General features: G+C 67.9%; 24 protein-coding genes. 9 read left to right on the plus strand and 15 right to left on the minus strand.

Translation table 11 applies throughout. The annotated features are described in order from the left end of the window. The first annotated feature begins 74 nt into the window (after positions 1-74). On the plus strand, positions 75-752 hold the full coding sequence (locus ACFQ9K_RS28150) for a hypothetical protein (RefSeq protein ID WP_378723457.1): 678 nt from the start codon (positions 75-77) through the stop codon (positions 750-752). A 4-nt stretch (positions 753-756) separates the two neighbouring features. Here ACFQ9K_RS28150 and ACFQ9K_RS28155 read toward each other — a convergent pair whose 3' ends face one another. Next, positions 757-1,347, minus strand: coding sequence for a TetR/AcrR family transcriptional regulator (locus ACFQ9K_RS28155; protein ID WP_378723458.1), 591 nt, complete (start codon positions 1,345-1,347; stop codon positions 757-759). 92 nt (positions 1,348-1,439) lie between these two features. Between ACFQ9K_RS28155 and ACFQ9K_RS28160 the strand changes: the two genes are divergently transcribed. Then, the gene (locus ACFQ9K_RS28160) at positions 1,440-1,871 is read left to right on the plus strand and encodes an STAS domain-containing protein (RefSeq protein ID WP_378723460.1); all 432 of its coding nucleotides are present in this window, start codon (positions 1,440-1,442) and stop codon (positions 1,869-1,871) included. 8 nt (positions 1,872-1,879) lie between these two features. On the opposite strand, the gene ACFQ9K_RS28165 is transcribed toward ACFQ9K_RS28160, so the two are convergent. Next, a complete protein-coding gene (locus ACFQ9K_RS28165) occupies positions 1,880-3,043 on the minus strand; it encodes a DoxX family membrane protein (RefSeq protein ID WP_378723461.1) in 1,164 nt (387 codons plus the stop codon). 203 nt (positions 3,044-3,246) lie between these two features. Here ACFQ9K_RS28165 and ACFQ9K_RS28170 point away from each other — a divergent pair, with 203 nt between their 5' ends. Further along, a complete protein-coding gene (locus ACFQ9K_RS28170; protein ID WP_378723462.1) occupies positions 3,247-3,531 on the plus strand; it encodes a hypothetical protein in 285 nt (94 codons plus the stop codon). Positions 3,532-3,540: 9 nt separating this feature from the next. Here ACFQ9K_RS28170 and ACFQ9K_RS28175 read toward each other — a convergent pair whose 3' ends face one another. From ACFQ9K_RS28175 to ACFQ9K_RS28195, 5 genes are all read right to left on the minus strand, one after another. Further along, positions 3,541-4,398 carry an alpha/beta fold hydrolase gene (locus ACFQ9K_RS28175; RefSeq protein ID WP_378723463.1) on the minus strand — a complete coding sequence of 286 codons (858 nt, stop codon included), beginning with the start codon at positions 4,396-4,398 and terminating at the stop codon, positions 3,541-3,543. A 107-nt stretch (positions 4,399-4,505) separates the two neighbouring features. After that, positions 4,506-6,155, minus strand: coding sequence for a class I adenylate-forming enzyme family protein (locus tag ACFQ9K_RS28180; protein ID WP_378723464.1), 1,650 nt, complete (start codon positions 6,153-6,155; stop codon positions 4,506-4,508). Positions 6,156-6,172: 17 nt separating this feature from the next. After that, the gene (locus ACFQ9K_RS28185; protein WP_378983803.1) at positions 6,173-7,213 is read right to left on the minus strand and encodes an NAD(P)-dependent alcohol dehydrogenase; all 1,041 of its coding nucleotides are present in this window, start codon (positions 7,211-7,213) and stop codon (positions 6,173-6,175) included. After that, a complete protein-coding gene (locus ACFQ9K_RS28190; protein WP_378723354.1) occupies positions 7,213-8,361 on the minus strand; it encodes a serine hydrolase domain-containing protein in 1,149 nt (382 codons plus the stop codon). Before ACFQ9K_RS28190 ends, ACFQ9K_RS28185 begins: the two co-directional genes overlap by 1 nt. After that, entirely contained in the window at positions 8,358-9,725 is a 1,368-nt protein-coding gene (locus ACFQ9K_RS28195; RefSeq protein ID WP_378723353.1) for a flavin-containing monooxygenase, read from the minus strand. The genes ACFQ9K_RS28190 and ACFQ9K_RS28195 overlap by 4 nt, the downstream gene beginning before the upstream one ends. A 239-nt stretch (positions 9,726-9,964) precedes the next feature. Between ACFQ9K_RS28195 and ACFQ9K_RS28200 the strand changes: the two genes are divergently transcribed. Further along, positions 9,965-10,594: a TetR/AcrR family transcriptional regulator gene (locus tag ACFQ9K_RS28200; RefSeq protein ID WP_378723352.1), complete on the plus strand. Its 630-nt coding sequence runs from the start codon at positions 9,965-9,967 to the stop codon at positions 10,592-10,594. Between the two features lie 161 nt (positions 10,595-10,755). Beyond that, positions 10,756-11,523, plus strand: a complete 768-nt coding sequence (locus ACFQ9K_RS28205) for a DUF6319 family protein (protein WP_378723350.1) — start codon at positions 10,756-10,758, stop codon at positions 11,521-11,523. A gap of 1 nt (position 11,524) precedes the next feature. Here ACFQ9K_RS28205 and ACFQ9K_RS28210 read toward each other — a convergent pair whose 3' ends face one another. The 3 genes from ACFQ9K_RS28210 to ACFQ9K_RS28220 all read right to left on the minus strand — a co-directional run bounded on the left by ACFQ9K_RS28210 (position 11,525) and on the right by ACFQ9K_RS28220 (position 14,294). Beyond that, positions 11,525-13,015, minus strand: coding sequence for a diguanylate cyclase domain-containing protein (locus tag ACFQ9K_RS28210; RefSeq protein WP_378723349.1), 1,491 nt, complete (start codon positions 13,013-13,015; stop codon positions 11,525-11,527). A gap of 83 nt (positions 13,016-13,098) precedes the next feature. Then, positions 13,099-13,758: a hypothetical protein gene (locus ACFQ9K_RS28215; protein WP_378723347.1), complete on the minus strand. Its 660-nt coding sequence runs from the start codon at positions 13,756-13,758 to the stop codon at positions 13,099-13,101. Continuing rightward, positions 13,755-14,294 carry a pyruvoyl-dependent arginine decarboxylase gene (locus ACFQ9K_RS28220; protein WP_378983806.1) on the minus strand — a complete coding sequence of 180 codons (540 nt, stop codon included), beginning with the start codon at positions 14,292-14,294 and terminating at the stop codon, positions 13,755-13,757. Before ACFQ9K_RS28220 ends, ACFQ9K_RS28215 begins: the two co-directional genes overlap by 4 nt. A gap of 230 nt (positions 14,295-14,524) precedes the next feature. On the opposite strand from ACFQ9K_RS28220, the gene galK reads away from it, so the two are divergent. The 4 genes from galK (at position 14,525) to ACFQ9K_RS28240 (ending at position 18,567) form a co-directional block, all read left to right on the plus strand. Further along, a complete protein-coding gene (gene galK / locus ACFQ9K_RS28225; protein WP_378723356.1) occupies positions 14,525-15,652 on the plus strand; it encodes a galactokinase in 1,128 nt (375 codons plus the stop codon). Between the two features lie 219 nt (positions 15,653-15,871). Then, complete coding sequence (locus tag ACFQ9K_RS28230) at positions 15,872-17,599, plus strand: sodium:solute symporter family protein (protein ID WP_378723355.1); 1,728 nt, start codon at positions 15,872-15,874, stop codon at positions 17,597-17,599. A 9-nt stretch (positions 17,600-17,608) separates the two neighbouring features. Next, positions 17,609-17,863 (plus strand): hypothetical protein, encoded by a 255-nt coding sequence (locus ACFQ9K_RS28235; protein ID WP_378723346.1) that lies wholly within the window; start codon positions 17,609-17,611, stop codon positions 17,861-17,863. Positions 17,864-18,075: 212 nt separating this feature from the next. Continuing rightward, positions 18,076-18,567: an FBP domain-containing protein gene (locus tag ACFQ9K_RS28240; RefSeq protein WP_378723345.1), complete on the plus strand. Its 492-nt coding sequence runs from the start codon at positions 18,076-18,078 to the stop codon at positions 18,565-18,567. A gap of 210 nt (positions 18,568-18,777) precedes the next feature. On the opposite strand, the gene ACFQ9K_RS28245 is transcribed toward ACFQ9K_RS28240, so the two are convergent. The 5 genes from ACFQ9K_RS28245 to ACFQ9K_RS28265 form a co-directional block, all read right to left on the minus strand. Beyond that, on the minus strand, positions 18,778-20,259 hold the full coding sequence (locus ACFQ9K_RS28245) for a PepSY-associated TM helix domain-containing protein (protein WP_378723344.1): 1,482 nt from the start codon (positions 20,257-20,259) through the stop codon (positions 18,778-18,780). A gap of 238 nt (positions 20,260-20,497) precedes the next feature. Further along, positions 20,498-21,061 carry a hypothetical protein gene (locus tag ACFQ9K_RS28250; protein ID WP_378723343.1) on the minus strand — a complete coding sequence of 188 codons (564 nt, stop codon included), beginning with the start codon at positions 21,059-21,061 and terminating at the stop codon, positions 20,498-20,500. A gap of 151 nt (positions 21,062-21,212) precedes the next feature. Beyond that, positions 21,213-22,871: an acyl-CoA synthetase gene (locus ACFQ9K_RS28255; protein WP_378723342.1), complete on the minus strand. Its 1,659-nt coding sequence runs from the start codon at positions 22,869-22,871 to the stop codon at positions 21,213-21,215. A 172-nt stretch (positions 22,872-23,043) separates the two neighbouring features. Continuing rightward, positions 23,044-24,669: an acyl-CoA synthetase gene (locus ACFQ9K_RS28260; protein WP_378723341.1), complete on the minus strand. Its 1,626-nt coding sequence runs from the start codon at positions 24,667-24,669 to the stop codon at positions 23,044-23,046. Between the two features lie 378 nt (positions 24,670-25,047). Next, complete coding sequence (locus ACFQ9K_RS28265) at positions 25,048-25,551, minus strand: ArsR/SmtB family transcription factor (RefSeq protein WP_378723340.1); 504 nt, start codon at positions 25,549-25,551, stop codon at positions 25,048-25,050. Positions 25,552-25,605: the final 54 nt, after the last annotated feature.

Below are 25,605 nucleotides of genomic sequence, written 5' to 3' on the forward strand. Positions count from 1 at the left end.
ATCATCGGTGCGCCCTCGGCGTACCGGCGACCATGCGCCCGGATTGCGCCGAGGCGAGAAGATGAGGAATCCCCATGGGCAGAACAACACTCATGACCCTGGCCGCGTGCACGGTTGCCGCGTTGGTCGGATCGGCAAGCGCCGCGCAGGCCGGCCCGGGGGCAGCCGAAATTCACTACACCGCACGCGTGGTCGGCACCTCGGTGGTGCTGAGCACCGACGCGGGCGTGCTGACCGCGGCCGACGGGCAGTTCCGGCTCAGCGATCGCACCGGACGCCTGGTCGTTTCGCTGCCGCTCAGCTATCAGCGCGACAACGCGGTGTGGCCGATCACGGCGACGATCGACGGGAACTCCGCCACCCTGACCCCGGGCACCGATCCGGCCGCCGCCCGGCCCGCGCCGCCCGAACTGCGCGACATCGCCATCGACCCGCAGTCCACCGACTTCAATACCGCCGTGATGAACTTCGCCACGGTCACCGGTCTCGGCGTCGCGCTCGGCACGCTGATCGGTACCGCGATCGGCGCCGGTATCGGCTGTGTCGCGGGCGGAGCCCTGGTGGGCGCGGCGGCCGCGGTCCCGACGATCGGCGTGCTGGCGGTTCCCGGATTCCTCGGCGGCTGCCTGGTCACCGGCGCCGCCGCGGCCCCGATCGGCGCGATCATCGGCACCATCGCGCTCGGCGTGCCCGCCGCGGTCATCGGGGGGCTGCTGTTCGCGGGCGCGCTGGGCAAGCAGGCGACGAGCTGAGCGCTCAGGCGGCGGGCTCGGTGCGATGGCTGTCGATGAGCGCCCGGCCCATGGACTGGGCTCGCCGCGCCGCCTGCCGGTCGCCCTCGGTGGCCGAGACGATGGAACCCTTCATCAGGATGTGCCAGGACCTGGCGAAGTCGTCCGGATCGCGCAGACCCGCCTGCTCGGCGCGTGCCCGGACGATGCCGCGGATGGTGGCCAGGTGTTCGATGCTGGCCCGTCCGGCCGGGTGCTCCGGGCCCATCTCCAGCAGCACGTTGATAAACGTGCACGACTCGAATTCCTCGGTGCCGAACCAGTCGTCGAATACGTCGAAGATGGCGAGCAACCGTTCCTCCGCGGTGGTGCCGCGCAGGCTGGACTGCTGCTCGACCATGTCGAAGGTCCACACGAGCTCGCGGCGGGCCAGGACCGCGAGGATCAACTCGTCCTTGGTGCGAAAGTGCCGATACAGCGTCGCCTTCGCGATGCCGGCCCTGGCGATCACCTCATCGATGCCGACCGCCCGGATACCCCGGCGAGTGAACAACTCGTAAGCAGTGGACAGTATCCGTTCGCGGGCACCGACAATCGTGTCGTCGCTTGCCGTCACCCTCTAACCATAACGCTGTACAGACCTGACCGGCCATGCTTCACTAGGTAGACAGGTCTGTCCCGTGTGGTGGCAGGCCGAGGAGTCGGCATATGTCCCTCAACGACGACAACCGGTTCGCTGCCTCACCTCTGGACCGGTCGGTACTGGAAGTCGCTGACGTTCTTCGTTTTTCGGTGTGCTGTCCGCGCCACGACATCGTGATGATGCTGGTGGACGGCGAGATCGATCTGCGCACCGCGCCGAGCTTCCGTGACCAGCTCTGCCGCTTGTTCGGCGCCGGACCGGTCCTGGTCGTACTCGACCTGTCGCCGGTCACCTTCCTGGCCGCCGCCGGGCTCCGGGTACTGGTGGATGCGCAGACGCAGGCCGAAAAGTCCAGGCGCCGAATGGTATTGATCACCGCGGTGCGCTGTGTCGATCGCGCACTGGAGGTGACCGGCTTGGCGCCCAGCTTCCACAGGGTGCGGTCGCTGGACGCCGCGCTGGCTCACCACGGCGTCGGATACGAAGAGACGGCGTAGGTTTCGGCTCAGTTCAGCTTCTTCTCCACCCGGTGCCGAGCGCTGTCGGCGAACTTGCCGCCGCGCTTGCGGGCGGTGTCGGCGAGTTCCGGGGCGCGCTCGCGCGCGGTATCGGCCAGCTCGGCGCTGCGTTCTTTGGCGACCTCGGCCAGCTCGGCGCTGCGTTCTTTGGCGACCTCGGCCAGCTCGGCGCTGCGTTCTTTGGCGACCTCGGCCAGCTCGGCGCTGCGCTCTTTGGCGACCTCGGCGAACTCCGCGCCGCGCTCCCTGGCGAGCTCGGCCCATTCGGCGCCGCGATGCTTGGCCACGTCGGCCAGTTCCGCGCCGCGCTCCCTGGCCAGTTCCGCCAGCTCGGCGCCGCGTTCCTTGGCGAACTCGACCCACTTCGGGCCGCGCTCGCGCGCCAGTTCGGCCCATTCGGCGCCGCGGTGCTTGGCGACATCGGCGAGTTCCGCGCCGCGCTCCTTGGCGGTCTCCGCCAGCGGTGCGGCGTGTTCCTTCGCGGCGGCGGCCAGCGGGACGGCGTGTTCCTTTGCGGCCGAGGCCCATTCGGGGCCGTGGTGCTGCACGGTCTCGGCGAGCTCAGCGCCCTTGCTCGCCGCGGCACTACCCAAACTGCCTGCCGCCGTGGCGACCTCGTGCGCCCGGCGCTTCAGCATCTCCGCGGTCGCACCGTCCGAGGAGCCGGTGAACGGCAGTGCGGCGGTGACCGTCGCGGCCGCGTCCCTGGCCGCCCGCTTTCCCCGCCAGCCGAGCGAGGGCTTGCCCTCGGTATCGGCCGCGGCGATCATCAGGCCGCCGAGCAGGCCGAGATCCTTGAGGAACGCGTTCCGCTTGACCGACTTCTGCGCGGGGTCCGGTTCGTTCCAGAAATCCTGCTCGGTGACCGTGGCGGGGATGACGGTCGCGGCCAAGACCAGCGCGGCCAGGCGTGGCGCCTTCCCGAGGGCGAGCAGCACACCGCCAGCTACCTGGGCACCCGCATTGATCCGGACAACGGTGCCCGGATCGTTCGGCAACTTCGCGGCATATTCCTCCGGAAGCTGACGCTGGCCTCGCTGCACCAGCTCGGTCGCCGCCTTCACGCGTGATTCCGGGTGCCGCAACGTATCGACACCCTCCACGACGAAGACAGTGGCCAAAAGCGGGCGGGCAAGTCGGCGTAACAACATGACGGATCCCTTTCCTCGACGGCTCTATTCGACCGGGTTCCCGGAAGGTGTCGCATCAAACCCGGTGGGCGGGGAGTAGCGGGCGTATCGGACACAGAATCTACACCCGGTAACGGCAAATATTGAGCGAACGATCACCATGGTGCGGATCCGAGCCGATCCGCCGGTCCGCGACCGAGATGCCCCGCCGGAAGGTACCGCCGATGAACTCCACCACGGCCGCAACGACTTTCGAGTCGATCGTCGCTCCGCTCCCGGCCGCGCCGGGCTGCACCTTCCGGTTCGATACCGTGCCCTGCCGGCATCGCGCCGAATGGTTCATCCGCAAGCGGCCGTGCTGCCACGCCGAGGGCGTCGACTTCATGTGCGACACGTGTCACACCCGGATCCACTGGTTGCTGACCATCGGCGTCGAATTCGAGTGCGCCGGTTGCGGTGTGCGATCGGACAGCTTCAGCGAGCTCTATCCGACCGCGGCGCCGCTGTGAGCCGGGCGGTCAGGAACCGCCGACGACCTTCGGGACGGCGGATCGACCCGTGGTCGCCAGGAACTCGGTGATGATCGAGGTGACCCGGTCCGGATCCTCCACCATGGGCAGGTGGCCGCAGTCCGGCAGCTCGACCGCGGTCTGGGCGTGCAGGCTCCGATTGAGCCGGGTTCCCGCGCGGGCCGAGAGAATGCGGTTCTGCCTGCCCCAGATCGTGCAGATCGGCGGAAAATCCGTCGGCGGGTCGAAACGGTCGAGCGCGGCGTAGGCGGGGAAGTCCTGGACCAGCTCGTGCAGGGCGTGCAAGCGGCCGCGATCGGACCAGTGCGCGCGCAGGCGCGGGGAGTTCTGCAGGCCTTGTCGCTTACCGCGGGCGCCGAGCTGATTGCCGACGATCAGCGAGACGGCGCGGCCGGGCAGCGCGAGCCTGCGGGCCAGCGGCCCGAGCGGCAGCCGGGCATCCGCCCAGGCCATCGCCGCCGACTGCCCGGAGCTGACGGTGTCCCAGGTGAGCGGGTTGATCAGGACGAGCGCCCGCACCCGGTCCGGACGTCCGATCGTATAGCGCAGCGAGGTGGCGCTGCCGAGGCAGTTGCCGACCAGAACCACGTCGGAGAGCCGGTAGGCGTCGAGGAAGGCGCCCAGCATCCGCACGTAGTCGGCGAGGCGATAGCCGTCCGCTGGCTGCTCGGAGTCGCCGTAACCGGGCAGGTCGAGGGCGAAGACCTCGTGGTCGCGGCGCAGCGCCGCCACCTGGTCGTCCCAGATGCGGCGCTGGGTGCCCGCGTTGTGCAGGAAGACCACCGGCGCGCCGCTACCGGAGCGCTCGAAGGCCACGGCCCTGCCCTGATGCTCGAAAACGTCCACACTGACTCCTCGCGAGCGGCCGGGCGAACACGTCGCCCGATCCACGGCAATTTTACGTTGTTGTCAAGCGATGAGCTGGGACTTCGCCGGTTCTCGCGCAGGGGTGACTACACCTCGATGCCGGTGCGCACGACCTTGCCGGTCGCGTTGCGGGTCAGCGCGGTGGTGGTGAGCCGCCAGCGGGCAGGCACCTTGTAGTAGGCCATCCGTTCCGCGGCGAACGCGCGCAGCTCCGCTTCGGTTGTCGCCGAGAGGTTTTCGACCACCACCAGCGCGGCGACCCGCTGCCCGAGGTCGGCGTCCGGCACGCCGACGACGGCGCATTCGCGGACCGCCGGATGTTCCTCCAGGCACTGTTCGATCTCGGTGGGGTAGACGTTCTCGCCGCCGCGCAGGATGAGATCCGAACGGCGACCGGACAATCGGAGCCTGCCCTCGGTGAGCACGCCGATATCGCCGGTGCGCAGCCAGCGGTCCGCGGTGATCGCGGCCGCGGTCGCCGCCTCGTCGTCCCAATAGCCGAGCATCACGTACTGGCTGCGCACACAGATCTCGCCTTCGGTCCCGTCGGGCACCGGAGCGCCCGCGCGGTCGCGAATCTGCACCTCGACCCCGATGACCGGGCGGCCCACCGTATCCGGGAACGCGGCGAGCTCGGCGGGGCTGGCCAGGGTGGCGGCGGTGCTGCACTCGGTGAGGCCGTAGCTGGTCACCAGTGCCGTCTTGGCCACCGGAAGTTGCTCGCGCAGTTGATGTTGCAGCGCGGCCGAGGACGGCGCGGAGTTGAGCGAGAACGAGGCAAGCGAGGACAGGTCGTAGCCGGACAGGTCCCGTTCGAGCAGCCGGGTGGCCATGGTCGGCATGGCGCCCCAGTTGGTGATGCGTTCGCGTTCGATCAGCCGCAACACCCGGTCCGCGTCGAACGAACCCTGATACAGCACCGAGGTATCGCCGGTCACCAGGCGCGGCACCACCAGGTTGTGCAGGCTGGCGATGTGGAACAGCGGGGAGGTGAGCAGGAACCTGCGGCCGCTCGGCGGCTCGGTGGCGCCGCTGAACTCGGCGGCCAGCGCGTCGTTGAACCGGTGATATCCGATGACCGCCAGCACGTTTCGCTGCGAGTGCACCGCGCCCTTCGGCCGTCCGCTGGTGCCGCTGGTGTACAGGACGACCGCCGGATCGTCCTCGGCCACCTCGGCGAGCGGCGTTGTGCGGCCGGCATATTCGGCGATCAGCGTGGGCACGTCGAGCTCCATGGTGAGCACCGGCACGCGGATGTCCAGCTCCGCCAGCAGCGCCGCGCGTTTCGCGTCGACGACCAGGACGGAGGGGGCGGTGTGCCCGACGCCGTAGGCGATTTCGCGCGGCGTCCACCACGCGTTGTAGCCCACGGCGATCGCGCCGAGGCACTGCGCCGCCCAGAACGTCACCACCCATTCGGGGGTGTTCGCGGCCAGAATGCCGATCCGGTCACCCTTTTCGATGCCGTACCGCTCACGCAGCGCCGTCGCCAGCGCACCGACCGCCGCCGCGTGCTCGGCGAACGACAGCCGGCTGTCCTCGGTGACGAGGTAGTCGCGCTCGCCCCAACTGGCCGACGCGGCCACCAGCTCGCCGAGCGACCTGTCCCGGTGGCGCAGCACCGGCACCGGTGCGCCGAGCACGTCCTCGACCACCATCTCGAACCGCCCGCCGGGACCGGTCAGCCGGGCGGCCGCCGCCGCGGCGAACGCCTGCGCGTCGAAAGGCTTCGTCATCCAGCGCACTTCCTTTTCTACGGAACCAGTACCGCGCGGCCGGTCACCAGGCCGCGCTCCAGACGGTCGAGCGCGTCGCGGCCTGCCGCCAGGTCGTAGCGCTCGACCGCTACCGTGAGCTTGCCCGAGCGGGCCAGCGCGACGGACTCGATCAGGTCGGATTTGGTGCCGCCGTATGACTTTCGCACGGAGGCGCCCCACGGCCAGCCGGGTCCGCCTGCCGGAGCGGAGGTGATCTCCGGTGCGCCGCCGCCGAGGCCGATCATCCGATAGGCGCCGTTGGGCGCCACCGATTCCACCGCGAGGGTGGCGGTCTGGTCGACGCCGACGAAGTCGAACACCGCGTCGGCGCCTCGACCGCCGGTGCGGTCGAGGATCTCGCGCGCGGTGTCCGGGCCGGCCGACAGGCCCTCGGCCGCGCCGCAGCGGGCGGCCAGTTCGAGCTTGTCCGTGCCGATGTCGACGGCGATCACCCGGGTCGCGCTGGTCGCGGCGAGGATCTGCACCGCGACGTGGCCGAGACCGCCGATGCCGATCACCACCGCGACCGAGTCGGGTCGAAGGTGTTCGCGGGCGCCACGAATCGCGTGATAGCTCGACAGCGCGGCGTCGGCCAGCGGGGCCGCCTGCGCGAAATCGAGGTCGCCGATCGGCACGAAAGAGCTTGCCGGGATCCGGATGTACTCGGCCATGCCGCCGTCCGGGCCGAGCCCGGGGCACGGCGGCATGGCGGTGCGGCCCGCGGCCAGGCAGACATTCTCGTTGCCGCGCACGCATTCTCGGCATACGCCGCACGACCAGCACAGGTAGACCACGCCGCGTTCGCCGGCCAGCCGGCCGTCGACCGCGGCGCCGACGGCCTCTATGGTGCCCGCGACCTCGTGTCCGAGGGTGAGCGGCTCGTCGCGCATGCGGAACGGGATGTGCAGCACGTGCAGGTCGGAATGGCAGATCCCGGCCGCGCCGACGCGCAGCAGCAGGTCGGTCGGGCCGATCTCGGGAATCGGGACCTTGCGCAGTTCCAGCACGCCCGGCTCGGTGAGTTGCAGCGCTCGCATCATGCGTGGACTCCCACCGCGGTGTAGACCGCGCGCAGATAGGCGTCGGCGCGGGGTGAGCCGATCAGCCCCGGCGCCATCTTGTTCATGGTGTAGGCGAAGGTGATTCGGCGATCGAGATCGTTGACGACGATGGCCCCGCCCAGCCCGGCCCACCAGCAGACCTTGCCGTCGGGAACCTCCGGCGCGGTCTGCGACTGGGGCAGTCCGTATCCGATGCCGAAGCGCAGCGGCAGCAGCAACGCCAGATCGGCGCCGTCCGACTGCGGTTCGAAGATCAAGTCGATCGTCTTCTCCGACAGCACTTTTCGCCCGCCGAGCAGGCCGGCGCAGGAGACGAGGGACTGGATCCGCGCCACCGAGCGAGCGTTCCCGTGTCCGTTCACCGCGCCGATCTCGGCCTGCCGCCAGGCGGCGCCGTTGACCTCGTGCAGATCGAGCAGGGGACTGGTGAGCGTCTTGACCAGGATGCTGTCCTGATCGAGCGTGGCCAGGTCGAACGTCAACTGCGGCGGCGGGACCAACGACGCGATCCGGTGCTGGTGTTCGGGCCCGATGCCGATGTGGAAGTCCGCGTCGAGCGGACCGGCGAGCTCCTCGGCGAAGAACCGCCCGAGGCCGCGGCCGGTGATCCGGCGGATCACCTCGCCGACCAGGTGCCCGTAATTCAGCGCGTGATAACCGGACGCCGTACCCGGCGCCCACCACGGCGGCTGCGCCGCGAGCCGGGCGGCCGCCGCCTCGGTGTCGTAGATGTCGGCCAGCTCGATCGGCCGCTCCCAGCCGGAGACCCCCGAGGTGTGCCCGAGCAGCTGCCGGATCTCGATGTCGCCCTTGCCGTTCGCCGCGAACTCCGGCCAGTAGTGGGCGACCCGCTGCCGCACGTCCAGCTCGCCGCGATCGACCAGCAGCAGGGCGCACAGCGCGGTCATCGTCTTGGTGACCGAGAAGACGTTGACCAGGGTGTCCGCGGTCCACGGCACGGTGCGGCCGGGATCGCGGTGCCCGCCCCAGAGGTCGACGACGGGTTCGCCGTCGACGGTCACACAGATCGCCGCGCCGAGTTCGTCGCCGGAGGCGAGCCGGTTGGCCAATTCCGCACGGACACCGGCGAATTGAGCGGTGCAGTGGCCCGAGGTGGTCATCACGCGCGCTCGAGGGTGCTGGCCGGCACCGGCAGCGCGTAACCCTGCGCGGCGGCTCGCTTTGCGCCCCTGGCCAGTTCCTTGTTCAGGTCGCGCACGTACGGCTCGAACTCGATCTGGATCGTGTGCCGCGGCGAGTCGTAGTAGCGCCCGCTCCGGCGTTCCTCCGCGGCCCGAATCGCCTCGTGCATCTCCGATTCGGGCGGCGGCAGGTACTTGCCGGTGAGATAGGCGGCGACCAATTTGCTTTGCTGCTCGGCGAAATTCACCAGCGTCGGCAGCGGTTGCGCCAAGCCCATGAAGAACAGGTTGTTTACGCCCGGCTTCATCATCTGTTTGAACAGCGGGATGCGGTTCTGCTCGTCCGGCACCAGGTCCGGATCGGTGAAGAACGGGAAACTGATGCGATAGCCGGTGGCGCAGACGATCACGTCCACCTCCTCGGTACTGCCGTCGGCGAAGCGCACGCGTGGCCCGTCGAGCGCCGTGATGGCCGGCTTGAACGCGATGTCACCGCAGCCCGCGCGGTGCAGGAATTCCTCGCTGGCCGACGGATGCGCCTCGAACGGCAGGTGATCGGGCTTGGGCAGCCCGTAGAACTCCATCTCGCCGCGGAACTTGCGCACGAAGCGCTGCTTGAGCTTCAAGCTCACCTTGCGCGGAATCCACGGCGGCACACTCTGTTTGTCACCGACCTTGCCGTTCACGTACTTCGGCAACACCCACACACCGCGCCGCGCGGACACGGTGAGCTTCTCCGCGACGAAGCGCTGCGACAGCTCCGAGGCGATGTCCAGGCCGGAATTGCCCATGCCGACCACCACAACCCGCTTGCCGCGCATGTCGATCGGGTCGAACGGATCGTTGTAGGCGTGGCTGTGGATCAGCACGCCGTCGAATTCGCCGGGATAGTCGGGGATGTTCGGGTCCCAGTGGTGGCCGTTGCAGACGATCAATACGTCGTAGTCGCGGGTGCGGCCGTCGCTCGCGGTGACCAGCCAGCGACCGTCGGTCTGCCGTTCGGCGGCGGTGACTTTCGTGCCGAACCGGATCTTGTCCCGGAAACCGAAATGGTCGACGTAATCCTTGAAGTACTGGAACAGCTGGGAATGGTGCGGGAAATCCGGCCAATCCGCCGGTGCCGGATAGTCCTCGAAGGCCAGCCGGAACTTGCTGGTATCGATGTGCAGCGACTGGTAGCAGGCCGACATCCCGTTGGGATTCTTGAAATACCAGTTGCCGCCGACCTCGTCGGACGCCTCGAACAGGTCGAACGGAATAGCGAAGTCCTGCAGCCGTTTCGCGGTGGTGATCCCGGAGGGGCCCGCGCCGATGAGGCAGACCCTGGGCAGAGTGGGTTGAGTCAATTCACGTGTCCTCGTGCTGGGCGGGCGGTCGCCTGCCTGCGGCGGCGCGCCCGGCGCCGAATCCGTCCGTAGCCGTGCGGCTCGCGGAGTGACGTAGGCAACAAGGTAACACTGGCTAGACAGCGTGTCTAGTGAATGACGTATTGTCTAGTAAAGGCGGCGTGGACCGCGTGCCCGCAGTACACTTGCTCACCGAAAGTCGCACGTCAGCAGAACTTTCGACCGACATGGGGTAACCGTTGCGTTCCAACCCGAATCCGGCGGGCGGCAGCCTGCGGGACGAGCAGAAGCAGCAGACCAGGACCCGGCTGATGGCCGAGGCCAAGGAGCTGTTCAGCACCCGCGGCTACGCGGCGGTGCGGGTCGACGACATCGCCGCCGCGGTCGGCTGTAGCCGGGCCACCTTCTATCTGCACTTCACCGGCAAGCTCGAGCTGCTGCGCGCGATCGCCGAGCAGAGCACCGCACCCAGCGCGCTGCATTTCTACGAGGATCTGGACCGGGTGCTCGACACCGGCTCGCGGGACGAGCTGGTCGCGTGGATGGGCCGGGCCATCGAGTGGTTCCACGAATACCGCGCGCTGCTGCCCGCCTGGGACGAGGCGACCGCGCTGGAGCCGGAGTTCCGCGAGATCGCCCGCAACGGAATCCTCGCGCTGCCCAACGCGATGACGTCCTATCTGGCCCGCTGGCCCGCCGAGCGCGCCGACGAGGCGCGGCTGCGCGTGGAACTGCTTGTCGCCCAACTCGAGCGGTTCTTCACCCGCTGGGCGGTGCAGGGCACCATCAATGTGTCCGCCGAGCGGGCCGCCGAGGTGCTCGCCGATATATGGTTCCCCGCACTCCAGGCGCCCGCCGATCGGGGTTGATCGGCACCGCGATTCGCGGGTTCACCGGGCGTAGCTCGATATTCGCTGGCCGTGCGGGAATCGTGTTCTGGGACTCGATTTCGTAGCGGCCTGTAAATCTGTCGGTGCGGTGCGGCATCATCTGTGCACGCAGCCATCCACGAATATTGCTCGGAGTCACCATGCCGTCGCCTAAAACCAAGCCCAAGCCATTGTCGGACAGCGAGATTCAGCGGATCGCCACGGATATCGCCGGTGGCCGCCCGCCCATGGTGTGGTTCACCGCCGCCGCGGTGGGCGTGCCGGAAGGACGGTCGGGAAAGGTGATCTCCCTCGGTGATCCGGCCGACGGAGACTTCCTGCAGGTCCGGCCCACCGGATCGAAGGATGTACTGTCCTTTTCTCCGACAGAAGTGACGTTGACCAAGCCGCCCCGAGGGGCGGCGACTGTTTCCACTGCCCAGCCGAAGTCGACAACCAGGAAGGAATCACCCGTGACCCAGCCGTCGACCTTGACGAGCGCTGCGACACCGACCACTCCCAGTTCCGTCCCGCCGCCGGTCGTCCCGAAACCCGTTGCGAGCGCCCCGGAATCGGACGAACACGACGGCGGCGCGGGCAAGCCCGCGGCCAAGCCGGCGACGCCGGCCAAGGCGGCCAAGGCCCCGGCCCGGCCGAAGGCGAAGACCCCCGAGGTCACCGTCACGCTGACCGGCACCGCCGACGGCGAATGGTCCGTCGACGTGGTCAGCGGCAAGAAGCGCGCCGTGCGCGGGCTCGCGGTGCCGAGTTCCGCGGTGGCGCAGGCCGCCAAGATTCTGCACCCCGAGGTGGCCGATGTGGTGGCGGGCATCCTCGACGCGGCCAGGGAGGCCCAGGAGGCCAAGGTGCAGGCCCTGCAGGCCGAGCTGGAGGCCGCGCGGCGGCTGCTCGACGAGCTGGTCGACTAGGTCAGACCGCGGTGCTGGTGGATCTGGGGCTCGCGCGCCAGATCCGCCGGCCCGACTCGTTCGCGCCGTGCCGCGCCGGGTCGTTCGCCATGTGCCGCACGGAATCGGGCGCGTGCCGCGCGTCGTCGTGGAACGCGTAGCCGAGCGAGTATTCCTTCGCGTGGTACATCGCCGAGTCCGCGTCGCGGATGAGGTCGTAGACGGTCGACTCGGTGCTGCGCGGTGAGCCGCAGGCGATGCCGATGCTCGCGGTGATCGGAATCTCGCCCGCGCTCAGTTCGAACGGCCGGACGAACGCGCCGAGCAGTCGCTCGGCCAGCGTCGCGGCCGCTTGCCGGTCGAGTGGGGACAACACCACGAATTCGTCGCCGCCGTACCGCGCGACCACGTCATCCCGCAGCACCACCCGCCGAATCCGCGAGGCGGCATTGGCGATCAACTCGTCCCCGACCGCATGCCCATAGCTGTCGTTGACCATCTTGAACCCGTCGAGGTCGATGAACAGCAAACACAACGGCAGCTCGGCCCACCGCTCACTGTTCAGATTCAGCGCCCGCAACAGAGCCGACCGATTCAACAACCCCGTGAGCATGTCGTGATCGGCCTGATACTGCGCCCGCCGCTCACTCCGCGAACTCCGCACAATAGCCCGCTCACTGCGCACCAGCACCCCGATGAGCAGGAGGGCGAACAGTGACGAGACGACCACGCGGTCAACGGTGCCCAGCGATGAGCCGACCACGGGTACCAGCGAGGCGACGATCAGCGCGACCGCGATGAAACTGGCGCGCTGGCGCGATTGATGCGGATGGATCTGGCGCGGTGCGCCGAGACCGGTCATGGTCGGGTGCAAGGCCGAGACACCGACTATCGCGTAGGCCGCGAGCAGCGGAATCATCATCACCTCGCGGCCGAACGTCGCGGCACCGGCGGTATCGAGGCTGTAGCCGAGATCGCCGAGCAGGGCCGCGATCAGCCCGACATGCACGAACCGCAGCGAGGACTCCGAGCGGGCCGAGGTGGCCACCGAATGCGCGATCAACGTCAGCAGCAGTGCGTCCAGCACCGGGTATGTCGCTGCCACCATCGTGTTCACGGTGGTGTCGTGATTGTGCAGGATCGGTGAGATCAGAAAGGTCCAGGACGCGAGCAGGGCGCCGAGGCCGATCAATCCGGAGTCGAGCAGGAGGTCATAGTTCGAGCGAACCTGGCGCGGGCGCAACCAGATCAGGGCGGCGAGGCCGACCGCGAGATAGGCGAGCAGCGTGCACACGTCATCCAGCGGATGCAGCCCCTGCTCGAATGCGTTGCGCAGCCCGACTCCGGCGCCGGACAGCACGGCTGAAGCGCACAGCAGGTACCACGGCAGGGGGCGGGCCGGGCGATACGTTCGCAGGCCGACGGTGATCATCGCGACCGTGCCCACGAGGATGGTCGCGAGCGTCAGGAACGACAGGAGCTTGGAATCGACCGTGGCATGCACCGCGATCACGGCCGCGCTTCCCCCCAGAAGCAGTGTGTAGCACCATGTTCGGAATGGACGGTGCTGATCTTTCCGCTCTCCGCTGACTGTCATCAGCCCCCCTCGGTCGCTCCATCCCCGGTGAACCGAGCCGCGTAGTAGGTTTGTGAGTCCGCCACCACGACCTCGACGTTCGCTTGTTCCTCGAGCATCACTCGAATGCTGTCGGCGAACGAGTACCGAGTGTTGTTGTACGAGCAAATGTCCCAACCGACCGCAGCGCGATCGGCAACCAGAACCTGGACAATTGATTTGATCATGGCATGAAATGCCGCTCCGTGTCGGGCACTTGGCGCAACCAGGGTGAAACCTGCGTAGTAAATCGCGCCGCGGGCCGCGTGTTCCGGATATCGTGCGGCGAAGTAGTCCGGGCTGATCCACGGGACCGTGTCGAGATGCTTGGTCACCGTGGTCACGCCTATGGGTTCGCCGGAGCCGAGCCTGGCCACATGCTTGTCCACCCGGGGATCGGTCATCACCGCGTGAAACTCGTCCGGGTGCAAAACCTGCCTGGCAATGGCCTGAGCGCGCAGTGGACCGAACGCCTCCTCGTAGAGTAGGTGGAACTGGTCTATCCGGTCGTCTGGGATCTTGCCCTCAATGGTGATGTGCAACCCCGGCTGTGTCTCCTCGCCGGGCTCGAATCCCCCCGCGTAGGGGGAATCGATACGGGCGATTCCGGACGGGCGAGCGTCGGTCGAATCGAGGCTCATCGTTGTCGCCCCCACGGCGTAGTGCGGTACGCGGCGAGCACGAGCGCGCAGGCGGGACCACCGTTCGAGCGGGTTTCGGTCGTGCGCAGGTGGACCGGTCCGAAGCTCCCCGGTCGGTTGCGGGTCATATCGTTCAGGCTGGATCGGATCAGGGCGGACACCTCGTCGGCGGTTTCCGCTTCGTGCTCGACGAAAAGACCGGCCCCGGAACCGTCGTCACGCAGGACCCAGCCGATGCCGGCCGCGGCCGTCTGACCTGGTTCGTTCGCGTGCTGCACCGCGTACACGCAATAGAGACGGTCGCCCCACAGGATCGGCTTGCGGACCCGCTCGGTGTGTTCCAGGGTGGAGCGTGGCGGGATGACCGACGACAGTCGAATCAAGTTGGCATCACCCACTCCAAGTTCGCGCAGTGCCGCATCGAAGGCCGACATGGCCGTCGGTCCCACTCCTGTTGCGGCGCCTATCTCAATTGTCAGCGGTGACCCGTAGATCTGCCTGCCCGAGGGAGGTCGAAGTCGATCTATCCACGGCAGCCCGAGCAGGCGACCGCGTGGCCCCACTAGACCGCTGCGCGGGGTGGTGTGAATCATAGTGCCTCCCAGAACGCCCGGCCTCATTTTGCAGGCCGGTAATACATCAAAATCGACTGTGCGGCACGAACGCGAATCGCGCACCTCCGCCAGCTGAAAGCAGTGTTCCCGTGGCGTGTCTCGTAACGTGTGGCAGGGCCAGTGGACACGACAGACCAGGAGAACGAGTGCGGATGTGGGTTGCGCCGGGCAGGGTCAACATCATCGGGGAGCACACCGATTACAACGACGGCTTCGTTCTGCCTATCGCGCTCCCGCTGGTGGTCGAGTGCCGGGCCGGGGTGCGTACGGACGGGCAGGTGCGGGTGGTCTCGCGGCAGCGGCCGGACGAATCGGTGCTGGTCGGGGTGGCCGATCTCGCGGACCGGCGGGATCGGGTGCCGGGGTGGTCGCGGTATCCGCTCGGCGTGGTCGCCGAATTCGTGCGGCGGGGGCACGCCGTGGGTGGGGTCGATCTGGAGTTGGACGGGGCGGTGCCGATCGGCGCGGGGTTGTCGTCGTCGGCGGCGCTGTCCTGTGCGGTGGCGATCGCGCTGCGGGATCTGTTCGCGCCCACGGTGACCGATCGGGAGTTGATCGAGCTCGCGCGGGCCGCGGAAAACGATTACGTGGGTGCGCCGACCGGTTTGCTGGATCAGTCGGCCTCGATCCTGTGTACGGCGGGGCACGCGCTGTTTCTCGATGTGCGGAGGTTTGTCGAGGACGGTGTCGATTCCGACACGAATGCTGTTGCACACGAACAGATTCCGTTCGATCTGGCCCGATTCGGGCTGGAGCTGTTGGTGATCGATACCGGCCAGCCGCACGAGCATGTGGATGGCGGGTACGCGGAGCGGCGTGCCCAATGTGAGGCTGCCGCCGCGGAACTCGGTGTGCCCGCGCTGCGCGATGTCGACTCGGTGGACGCACTCGACCGGCTTTCCGACGACGTGCTGCTGCGCCGGGCCCGGCACGTGGTGACCGAGAACGCGCGCGTGCTGACAGTTGCCCAAAGATTGCGAGACGGCGCGGATCCGCGCGTGGTCGGGCCGATCCTCACGGCGGGGCACGCCTCGCTGCGCGACGATTTCGAGGTGTCGACGCCCGCGCTGGATGCCGCCGTCGACGCGGCACTCGCCGCCGGGGCGCACGGCGCGCGGATGGTCGGCGGCGGATTCGGCGGCAGCGTCCTCGCGCTCGTCGATCGCGCACAGACCGACGCGGTGGTGGCGGCCGTGCGGAATCGGTTCGCCGACGCGGGCTTTGCCGCGCCGCGCACCTTCGTCGTCGGCCCGGCGGCGGGCGCGCACCGCCGAGACTGACCGACCGTCCAGGTTTTTGTCCCCGATTGTGGCCCGCGAGTGAGGCACAATCACGCAGAGTAGGTGTCGGCCGACACCCATTCGGCCGGCGACGAGTGAGTCGCGCGCCACGCAGTACCACCCGAAGACGCACGATCTCGTACCCAGGAAGATCTCGCTCGACGCCTGTTTCACGCCAGGAGGGACGCTGTGCCGCTTGCCGATTCACCTGTTCTGTCGCTGCTCGCCGCCGAACCGCGGTCGGTCTCGACCTATGTAGACGCCTCATCGACGCTGCGGCTGGACGCGGCGCCGGTCGACTTCGCCCTGGTCGCCCTGTACTTCGTGTTCGTGCTCGGCATCGGCCTGCTGGCCAGGCAGCGCGTCTCGTCCAGCATCGACTTCTTCCTGTCCGGACGGTCGCTGCCCGCCTGGGTGACCGGCCTCGCGTTCATCTCGGCGAACCTCGGCGCCGTCGAGATCATGGGTATGTCGGCCAACGGCGCCCAGTTCGGCTTCCCGACCTTCCACTACTTCTGGATCGGCGCGATCCCGGCCATGCTGTTCCTCGGCGTGGTGATGATGCCGTTCTACTACGGCTCCAAGGTGCGCAGCGTGCCCGAGTTCATGCGCAGGCGCTTCGGCACCGGCGCGCACCTGGTGAACGCGCTGAGCTTCGCCCTCGCCCAGGTGCTGATCGCCGGCGTCAACCTGTACCTGCTCGGCACCATCCTGAACGTGCTGCTCGGCTGGCCGTTGTGGGTGTCGGTGGTGGTCGCGGCGGTGATCGTGCTGTCCTACATCACCCTCGGCGGGCTCTCGGCCGCGATCTACAACGAGGTGCTGCAATTCTTCGTCATCGTGGCCGCGCTGCTGCCGCTCACCCTGGTCGGCCTGCACAAGGTCGGCGGCTGGGACGGCCTGCGGGATAAGGTGTCCGCGTCGCCCGGCGGCAGTGCGCAACTGCAATCGTGGCCCGGTAACGAGCTGAGCGGATTCAGCAACAACATCCTGTCGGTGATCGGCATCGTGTTCGGGCTCGGGTTCGTGCTCTCGTTCGGCTACTGGACCACCAACTTCGTCGAGGTGCAGCGCGCGCTGGCGACACACTCCATCTCGGCGGCGCGCCGCACCCCGATCCTCGGCGCCTATCCGAAGATGTTCATCCCGCTGATCGTGATCATTCCCGGCATGATCAGCGCGGTGCTGGTGCCGCAGATGAGCGAGTACAAGGCGGCGAAGGTGGCGGATCCGGACTTCACCGGCGACACCACCTACAACCAGGCGCTGCTCTATCTGATGAAGGACGTGCTGCCCAACGGCCTGCTCGGCGTCGGCATCGCCGGCCTGCTCGCCGCGTTCATGGCGGGCATGGCGGCCAATATCTCCGCGTTCAACACGGTGTTCAGCTACGACCTCTGGCAGCAGTACGTGCGCAAGGAACGCCCGGACGGGTACTACCTGACGGTCGGGCGCCTGGCCACGGTCGGCGCGACGGTGACGGCGATCTTCACCGCCTTCATCGCGTCGAGCTTCAGCAACATGATGGACTACCTGCAGACTCTGTTCAGCTTCTTCAACGCGCCGCTGTTCGCGACGTTCATCCTCGGCATGTTCTGGAAACGGATGACCCCGACCGCGGGCTGGATGGGCCTGGTCTTCGGAACCGGTTCCGCGGTGGTGATTTTCATCCTGCATCAGACCGAGGTGTTCCACCTGTCCGGGCAGGGGTCGAGCTTCGTGGCCGCGGGCACCGCGTTCGTGGTCGACATCGTGGTGAGCGTGCTCGTCACCCAGGTGACCACGCCGAAACCCGTCGCCGAACTAGTCGGGCTGGTCTACTCGGAAACCCCGAAGGACGTGCGCACCGATCCGGATCAGGCATCCCTGCCCTGGTATCAGCGCCCGGTGCTGCTCGCGGGCATCGCGCTGGTCCTGGTCATCGCCCTCAACATCATCGTCGGATAAGGAGCCGCAATGCTTTTCGACATCCGCACCATCGTCGGCGCCCTGCTCGGCTGCTACGGGGTGGTCCTGGTCATCACCGGCTTGGTCAGCAATACCGCCGCTGATCAGGCCAAAACCGGCAACATCAACATCAACCTGTGGGCGGGGGCGGGGATGTGCGTGGTCTCCCTGCTCTTCATCGCCTGGGTCGTCCTGCGCCCGATCGCGCTGCCGGAGAAGGCGCCGGCCGCGGAGATCGAGGAAGAGCCGCCGGCCGAGCACTAGTGCGAGCGTTCGAAGCCCCCGTCAGGTACATCAGGCGGGGGCTTTTCGCTGTCGCGGGATCGATCAATTACAGACCATACGGTCTGGTGACTCGTGGCACACGTTCCTGACCAGCAGGTATTCCTGGGCGAAATGCGTTTGTTCGATGCCTATGCGACCCGTACCGTCAATACGGTTTGGTCAGCTAACAATCAGGAATGGAGTGCAACGCAATGAAACCAGTGACTGAGCGCGACATCAGGTCGTCGTTCATCAACTGTTCCAAGACCGAGGCCAAGAAGCTGCCGGTGCCGAAGGACCTCGACGAGCGGCCCTGGGACGATCTCGACTTTCTCGGCTGGAGCGACCCGTCGCTGCCCGGCCGGGCCTACCTGGTCATCCCGAACGACAACGACGAACTGATCGGTGTCGCGCTGCGCTACGAGACCGGCGGCACGGGTCGGGCCCAGATGTGCTCGATCTGCCTGACCACGCACACCGGCTCCGGGGTATCCCTGCTGACGGCGGCCAAGGCGGGTCCGTCCGGCCGCAAGGGCAACACGGTCGGCACCTACATGTGCACCGATCTCGCCTGTTCGTTGTACGCGCGCGGCAAGAAGACACCCGCACTGGGCAACCGGTACCGGGAGAATCTGAACCCGGAGCAGAAGGTCGAGCGGATGCTCGCCAATATGCAGGCGTTCGTCGCCAGGCTCTACAGCTGATCACCGGCTGACCGAGCAAGAACTATGGAAATGGAGGTAGATGCCATGCGCCGACACTTGACACTCCGCTCGCCGAACCCGCACCCCGAGTTCCGCGACCGCGCAAGCACACTCGGGGTGCGCGAGGTTCCTCTCCGGTCGAGACGGCCTGGTCGCCGCACAGAGCGCCAGTAACCAGACCGCCTCATCCGGAGAGGAACCGCCCACCGATTACGCGGCGCGCAGCCTTGCCTGGAGACCCACCAGCACGTCGATGGCGAGGAAGGCGAGCAGGCTCAACCCGACCAGCGGGACGAACCAGCCGACCACCAGGGCCGCCGCCAGCACCGGCACCGCCAGCCATGGCGAGGTCCGGCGCAGCGCACCCCGCTTCGGCGCCCGGCCCAGCGCGGGTCGCCCGGTCCGCCGGGTCGGCCGCCTGCGCCACCACATCAGATAGCCGCGCACCAGCACGGTGATCAGCCCGATCATGACGGCGAGCAACAGCAGCTGGTTGAGCAGACCGAACAGCAAGCCCATGTGGAATTGGATTCCCCAGTTGGTCAGTTTGGCCATCAGCGGCCAGTCGGCGTAGGCCAGCCGGTCGGTGATCGCGCCGGTGGTGCCGTCGACCGCGACCGCGTCGACGGTGTAGGTGCCCGGCATCCGGCGTTCCTTCACCGTGACCGCCTGATTCAGTTCGGCCGGGATGGTGATCTCGGCGGCCTGGTCCACCCCGTTGGCGCGGGCGGCCGCGAATACCCGGTCGAGCTGGGCGATTCGAATGCTCGGGTCTGCCGATGTGGCGGGTGTCATGACGTGACCGGCGTGCTCGCCGCCCGAAACGTGTTCGGGCGCGGCGATTCCCGGCAGCGCCGTGGTGACCGACGGTGTGGTCCAGCTCAGTTGCTGGCGCAGCTCGGTGATGTTCGCGCCCGCGTAGGTCGACCAGGTCATGCCGGTCGCGGACAGCAACAGGATGATCGGCAGCACCCACATGCCGACCGAGCCGTGCCAGTTCACCGTGCGGCCGCGGCCGTTCTGCGTGCGATCCGGTGCGAACAGCCAACGCGCGGAGTTGCGGTTGCGCCGGGCGCGTACCCGGCGGACCCAGACGATCAGGCCGGCCAGCGCGATGACCCACAGCCAGGAGGCGGCCAGCTCGCTGTAGAGGCGGCCGGGCTCGCCCAGGTGCAGGTCGCGATGCAGGCGGTCGATCCAGGTGCGCAGGGGTAGCGCGCCGGAACTGCCGTAGACGACGGAGTCGCCGACCGGCTGGGCGGTGTACGGGTTGACGAACACCGCGCGGCGCTCGGATTCGCCCAGCGACGGATCGTTGAACAGCACGCGGGTGGTGTCCTCGGCGCCCGCCGCGGGCGCGACTGCGGCCAGCGCGAGCTTCGGCTGGGTGGCGACGGCGGCGCTGACCTGCTCGGACAGAGGTTTCGGCATTTCGCCGGCGGCGACGGTCAGCAGGTCGCGCGACACGATCGATTCGAGGGTGGGCGAGATGGCATAGAGGGCGCCGGTGACGGCGGCGATGAGAATGAACGGGGCGACGAAGATGCCCGCATAGAAATGCAGGCGCATGGCCAACGCGTACAACCCATTTCGCGCCGCCGGTTTGGCACGTGCCGGGTTCGGCGTCGGTTCCGATGCCTGCGGGGGTAATTCGGCGTCGGGGGTGATGATTTCTGTTGTGCTCACGGTCATTTCGTTTCTGCGGCTCGGGAGGGCGTTCCCGAATAAGCGGTCGGGATCTGTGTTCCGGGTGCGGCGCACGGCAGCGGCATCGATGGGTCGACCACGCAGGTCGGGGAATCACGTACGGCGACAACGAAGTCGGCGTACGGTCGGGTCGGCGAGACGACGAAGTCGGCGCGTCGGCGATGCCGGTGACGCGATGCGTACACCGGAACACGCGCTGCATGGGTTGCGCGCTATGGCGAAGTCAGCTGGCGACGGCGAAGGGTGGGCCGCGTGTCCGCAGCGATTCCGCGGCGAAAACTCGCAGAATCACGCGGTCCCGATAGGCGGTCCGCAGCGACGCCGGATCGGCGCGAATAGGCGCGGGCCGATATGACCGCAATACTCGGAAGAGCACCGCGGTGCCGGTCCGATAAGCGGTTTCGGTACCGCGGATGACAAGGGCGGCGAGAATGGCCGCGACAACGTGTGCGCCGAGCATCGCCGGCGTCAGCTGCGCATCGCCGTGATGCAGATGCCCGGAACCGAACCCCATGGTCAGATGCCCGAGCAGCTGCCCGGCGACGAGCGCGGTGATCAGCCCGACGGACGTTTCCCGCAGCGGCGCGAGCCCCGCCACCAGCGCACCGACCAGGGCGGCGGCGGCCACCAGCAGCGCGAGCGTCGTGCTGTCCAGCGACATCCCCCCGGACGCCCAGCCGTGTGCGGCAACCGAAACGGCCCCCGAGATCGCCCCGGCCGAACCGCCGCGCACCCGCGCGACAGCGCCGCGGTGCCCCGCGAACGAACGGCCGAACTCGATACTCACGCGCTGATAGTAGCCGACGAATTGCGCGCAATTTCCCCAGTGCAGAACGCCCGGAGAACGGCAGAAATCACCAACGCACGCCTCCTGATCTGCCGCACCGGAAATGGCAGGCGATTCTCGGTGCGACGAATCAAGAGGCGTGCGGGTGCGGTCAGCTCGCTTCGATGTCCATCTCGATCAACGGCTTGCGCAGGAGCTTGCCGGTGGCGTTGCGCGGGAGCTCGTCGAGGAAGATCACCTCGCGCGGCACCTTGTAGCGGGCCAGGTTCGCCTTGACGTAGTCCTTGATCTCCTGCGGGTCGCGCTTGGAATCCGGGCCGGGCACGACGAACGCGCGCAGCCGCTTGCCGAATTCGCGATCGTCCACGCCCACCACGGCGGCCTCGAAGATGTCCTCGCGGCCCGCGATCAGGTTCTCCACCTCGAGCGGGAAGACATTCTCGCCGCCGGAGACGATCATGTCGTCGTCGCGGCCGTCGATGAACAGCAGGCCGTCGGCGTCGAAGTGCCCGACATCGCCGCTGTTCATCATGCCGTCCACGATCTCCTTGGTCCGGCCGTCGGTGTATCCGCTGAACGCGAAGCCGTTGTCCACGAAGATGGTGCCGGTGACCCCCGGCTGGGTGATCGCCTTGCGGTTCTCGTCGAGCAGCACGATCCGGATCCCGACCGGGGCCTTGCCCGCGGTGGTCGGCGCCTTGCGCAGATCCGCGGGGGTGGCGACGGTCATGACCGCGCACTCGGTCGAGCCGTACAGGTTGTAGAGGCTGTCGCCGAAGTAGTCGAGGGTGCGGGTGACCACGTCGGGCGCGATGGCCGAGCCCGCCGCGAAGATCACCTTGATGGTGCTGGGGTCGTACTTGGCCAGCACCTCTTCGTCCAGGTCGAGGATGCGCTGCAACATGGTCGGCACGACCACCAGCGAATCGGCCCGGTACTTCACGATATTGGCCAGCGTCTGCTCCGGATCGAAGCGCCGCTGCTGGAAGACGACCCGGTTGCCGAGGGCGACACCGATGGTGAACTGGGAGAGCCCGGTGCCGTGGAAGATCGGCGCGGCCATGATCATGGTGCCGTTGTGCGGCAGCGGCACCCGGTCGACGAACTGGGCCGAGGCGAACGGGCTCACCTTGTCCCGGGGTGCGCCCTTGGGCGTTCCGGTGGTGCCGCTGGTCAGGATGACCATGCCGCCGGCCTTCGCGGGGGCGGGCAGCGCGCCGGTGGATTGACCCGCGGCGATCGACTCGATGGTGGCCGCCGCCGGATCGACGTTGTCCTTCTCGTCGACCCAGGTGAGCACCCGCGGGATCTCGGCCGGGATGGCGCTCATCAGGTCGACGAACTCGCTGTCGTGCAGCACCGCCTTCACTTTTTCGCGCGCGGCCACGTCGGCGAACTGCGGCTTCGCGAATCCGGTGTTCATCAGCACCGTGCGCACACCGAGCTTGCCCGTCGCGAGCAGGCTCAGCACCATGCCGCGGTGGTCACGGGCCAGCACCGCCACCACGTCGCCGGGCTTGATGCCGTGTGCCGCGAGGCCGCGGGCCAGCGCGTTCGACTGCTCGTTCAGCTGGCCGAAGGTCAGCTCACCGCGCTCGTCGACGATGGCGCCTGCTTCCGGCCTGGTCTGGGCGGCGTGCATGGCGACACCGGCGAACGGGCCGAACTTGACCACGTTGAACGCGGAACGCGCGGCGTGGTCGAGACGGAGCGGATTGAACAGCCGCCGCTTGACCATGACGTTCACGCCGAGGGCGAGATCGCCGGCCTTACGGGCAGTGCCACTCAACGCGGGGAAGGAGACAACCATTCGACAACAACCTTCCGGCGGTCCCACCCGGTGCGAGCCTATGGGTGGTGCGGACCGCAGCTTCGGGATCCAGTGCTATCGCTAACAATAGCAACCATCTGTAACCCGGTGTGTCACGTATCTCAACAGCAGCTACCGATGGGTAACCAGTTGGGGTCGTCTCCCTCGCCGATCAGGCCGGGACGTCGTATTCCACCAGCACTCGACGCAGCAACTTGCCGGTCGGGTTGCGCGGCAGATCGTCGAGGAAGACCACCTCGCGCGGCACCTTGTAGCGGGCCAGGTTGTTCTTGACGTAGGCCTTGATCTCTTCCTCGTCGGGCTGGTGCCCCGGCTCGGGCACGACGAACGCGCGCAACCGCTTGCCGAACTCGACGTCGTCCACCCCTACGACCGCCGCGTCGAAGATGTCCTCGCGCTCCAGCAGCAGGTTCTCCACCTCCTGCGGGAAGACGTTCTCGCCGCCGGAGACGATCATGTCGTCGTCGCGGCCGTCGACCATCAGCAGACCGTGCTCGTCGAAGTGGCCCACATCGCCGCTGGACATGTAGCCGTCGATGATCTGCTTGTGCCTGCCGTCGGTGTAGCCCTCGAACGGCGTGCCGCTGCGGATGAAGATGCGCGCGGTCGTGTTGGTCGCGGTGACCTGCTTGTCGTTGTCGTCGTAGAGCCGCACCTCACAGGTGATCGGCGCGCGCCCGACGGTGCCGGGGGCCAGCGCGAGCTCCTCCGGGTTGGCGATCGAGGCGACCGAGCACTCGGTGGACCCGTACAGGTTGTAGAGCACCGGGCCGAACACCTTGGTGGCCTTGATGGTGAGCTCCGGCGACAGCGCGGAGCCCGCGAGCAGGATGACCCGCAGCGAGGAGGTGTCGTACTTGGCGCGGATCTCCGGATCCAGCTCGGTCATCCGGTGCAGCATGGTCGGCACCGCGACCAGCAGCTCCGCCTTGTGATCGGCGATCAGCTTCAGCGTCGCCTCGGCGTCGAATCGCCTGCGCACCACCACTTTATTGCTCATGGCCATGCCGACCAGCCAGGAACCGAACCCGGTGCTGTGGAAGATCGGCGACACGATCACCTGAGCGCCCTTGAACGGGAACGGAACTCGGTCGAGGAACTGCGCGGTGGCCAGCGGCGACACCTTGACCCGGGTGGCGCCCTTCGGCAGGCCGGTGGTGCCGCTGGTGAGGATGATGAAGCCGCCCGGCTTGCTCGGCTTCGGCAGCTCGTCGGTGGGGTTGTTCGCCGCCAGCTCGTCGAGAGTCGTTGCGCCCTCCGGCAATTCGGTGCCCTCGTCGACCCAGGTGAGGAACCGGGGGAGGTCGGCGGGCAGCGCGTCGAGCAGGCCGAGGAACTCGCTGTCGTGCAGCATCGCCTTGACCTTCTCGCGCTGGCACACCTCGGCGAACTGCGGCTTGGCGAAGCCGGTGTTCATCAGCGCGACCCGCACGCCGAGCTTGCTCGCGGCCACCATCGACAGGATCAGGCCGCGATGATCGCGGGCCAGCACGCCCACGACGGTGCCCTCGGTGATCCCCGCCGCCTGCAACCCGCGGGCGATCGCGGTCGACTGCTTGTCGATCTCACGGTAGGTCAGCTCCCCGCGCTCGTCGGCCAGCCCGGGGGAGTCGGGGGCGATGCGGGCGTTGTGCCGGATCAGGGTGGCCTGCGGGCCGAATATCTGCGACTCCTTCAGCGTCCGAAGGGTTTCCAGCGGATTCTTCGGATCGGAAACCCCGCGGGACCTGAGCACCCCGAGCGCCTTGAGGTTCTCCAGCGCGTGCGCCACCTTCATGTCGAACACCTCCACCAAAGTTCGCGTCGGTACTCGACCTAGCGATATCGAACGGCGTAACTGAGGTCACCACCGTAGCAGCGGCGTGTCGGTCATCACATCACAGTGCGCGTCTCGTGCCCGGGTTGTGCCGTGCGCGCAGGTCCCGGCGTTTCGCGCCGACCGCACCGGCAGCTATTTGACAGCGCCGCGCCCGAGGCGTTCGATACCGGTAGGGGGTAGTCGAACAGAGAGAATGGAGCTGAGTCAACGATGATCATCACGCTTGTTCGATCGACTTCGGTACCGGCGGGCTGCCAGTGCGGTCCGTCCTGTCAGTGCGGCTGCCAGTCCGGCGGCTCGTGCAGCTGCGGTGGCGATAGCTGCTGATCCGGCGGGTCAGCGCCGCGCGCTGGCCAACGCGATGAGTAGTGGCACCACCCGGGCCGCGGGCACCTCGAACCGCCCGCGGCCTGCGGTGTGCAGCCAGCCGACCGCCGCCAGCTGGCGTAGATGGTGATAGACCTGCCCGGAGGTGCCGACCCCCTCCAGCCCCACGAGTTCGGCCGCGGTCCTGCGGCCGCCCATGATCTCCCGCAGCAGCCGCAGTCGCACCGGATTGCCCAGTGCGGCAAGGCATTCCGCCGTCTCGGCCCAGTCGTCCTCGATGAGGTCGCCGGTGGTGAAGGTGGCCTGCCAGCCGTAGTGCTCGCCGGCCGGTAGCCGGACCGAGCCGGCGAAGAGGACGCCGCCGTTCGGCTCGTCGTCCGCGACGAACTCCTCGTGCAGGCGGACCGCCGCCCACCGGTCGTCGGTGTTCGCCGCCACGTTGTCGTGCGCGCGCTGGTCGGCCCATTCGTCGAGCCGCCGTTCGAGTTCCGCAACCCGCTCTTCCAGACTCACGCCACCGAAACTACGGAATTACGTAATTCCGGACAAGAGGGCGCCGGGGTGATC

The organism is Nocardia sp. NPDC056564, from assembly GCF_042793755.1.
In the GTDB taxonomy this organism is placed as follows: Bacteria; Actinomycetota; Actinomycetes; order Mycobacteriales; family Mycobacteriaceae; genus Nocardia.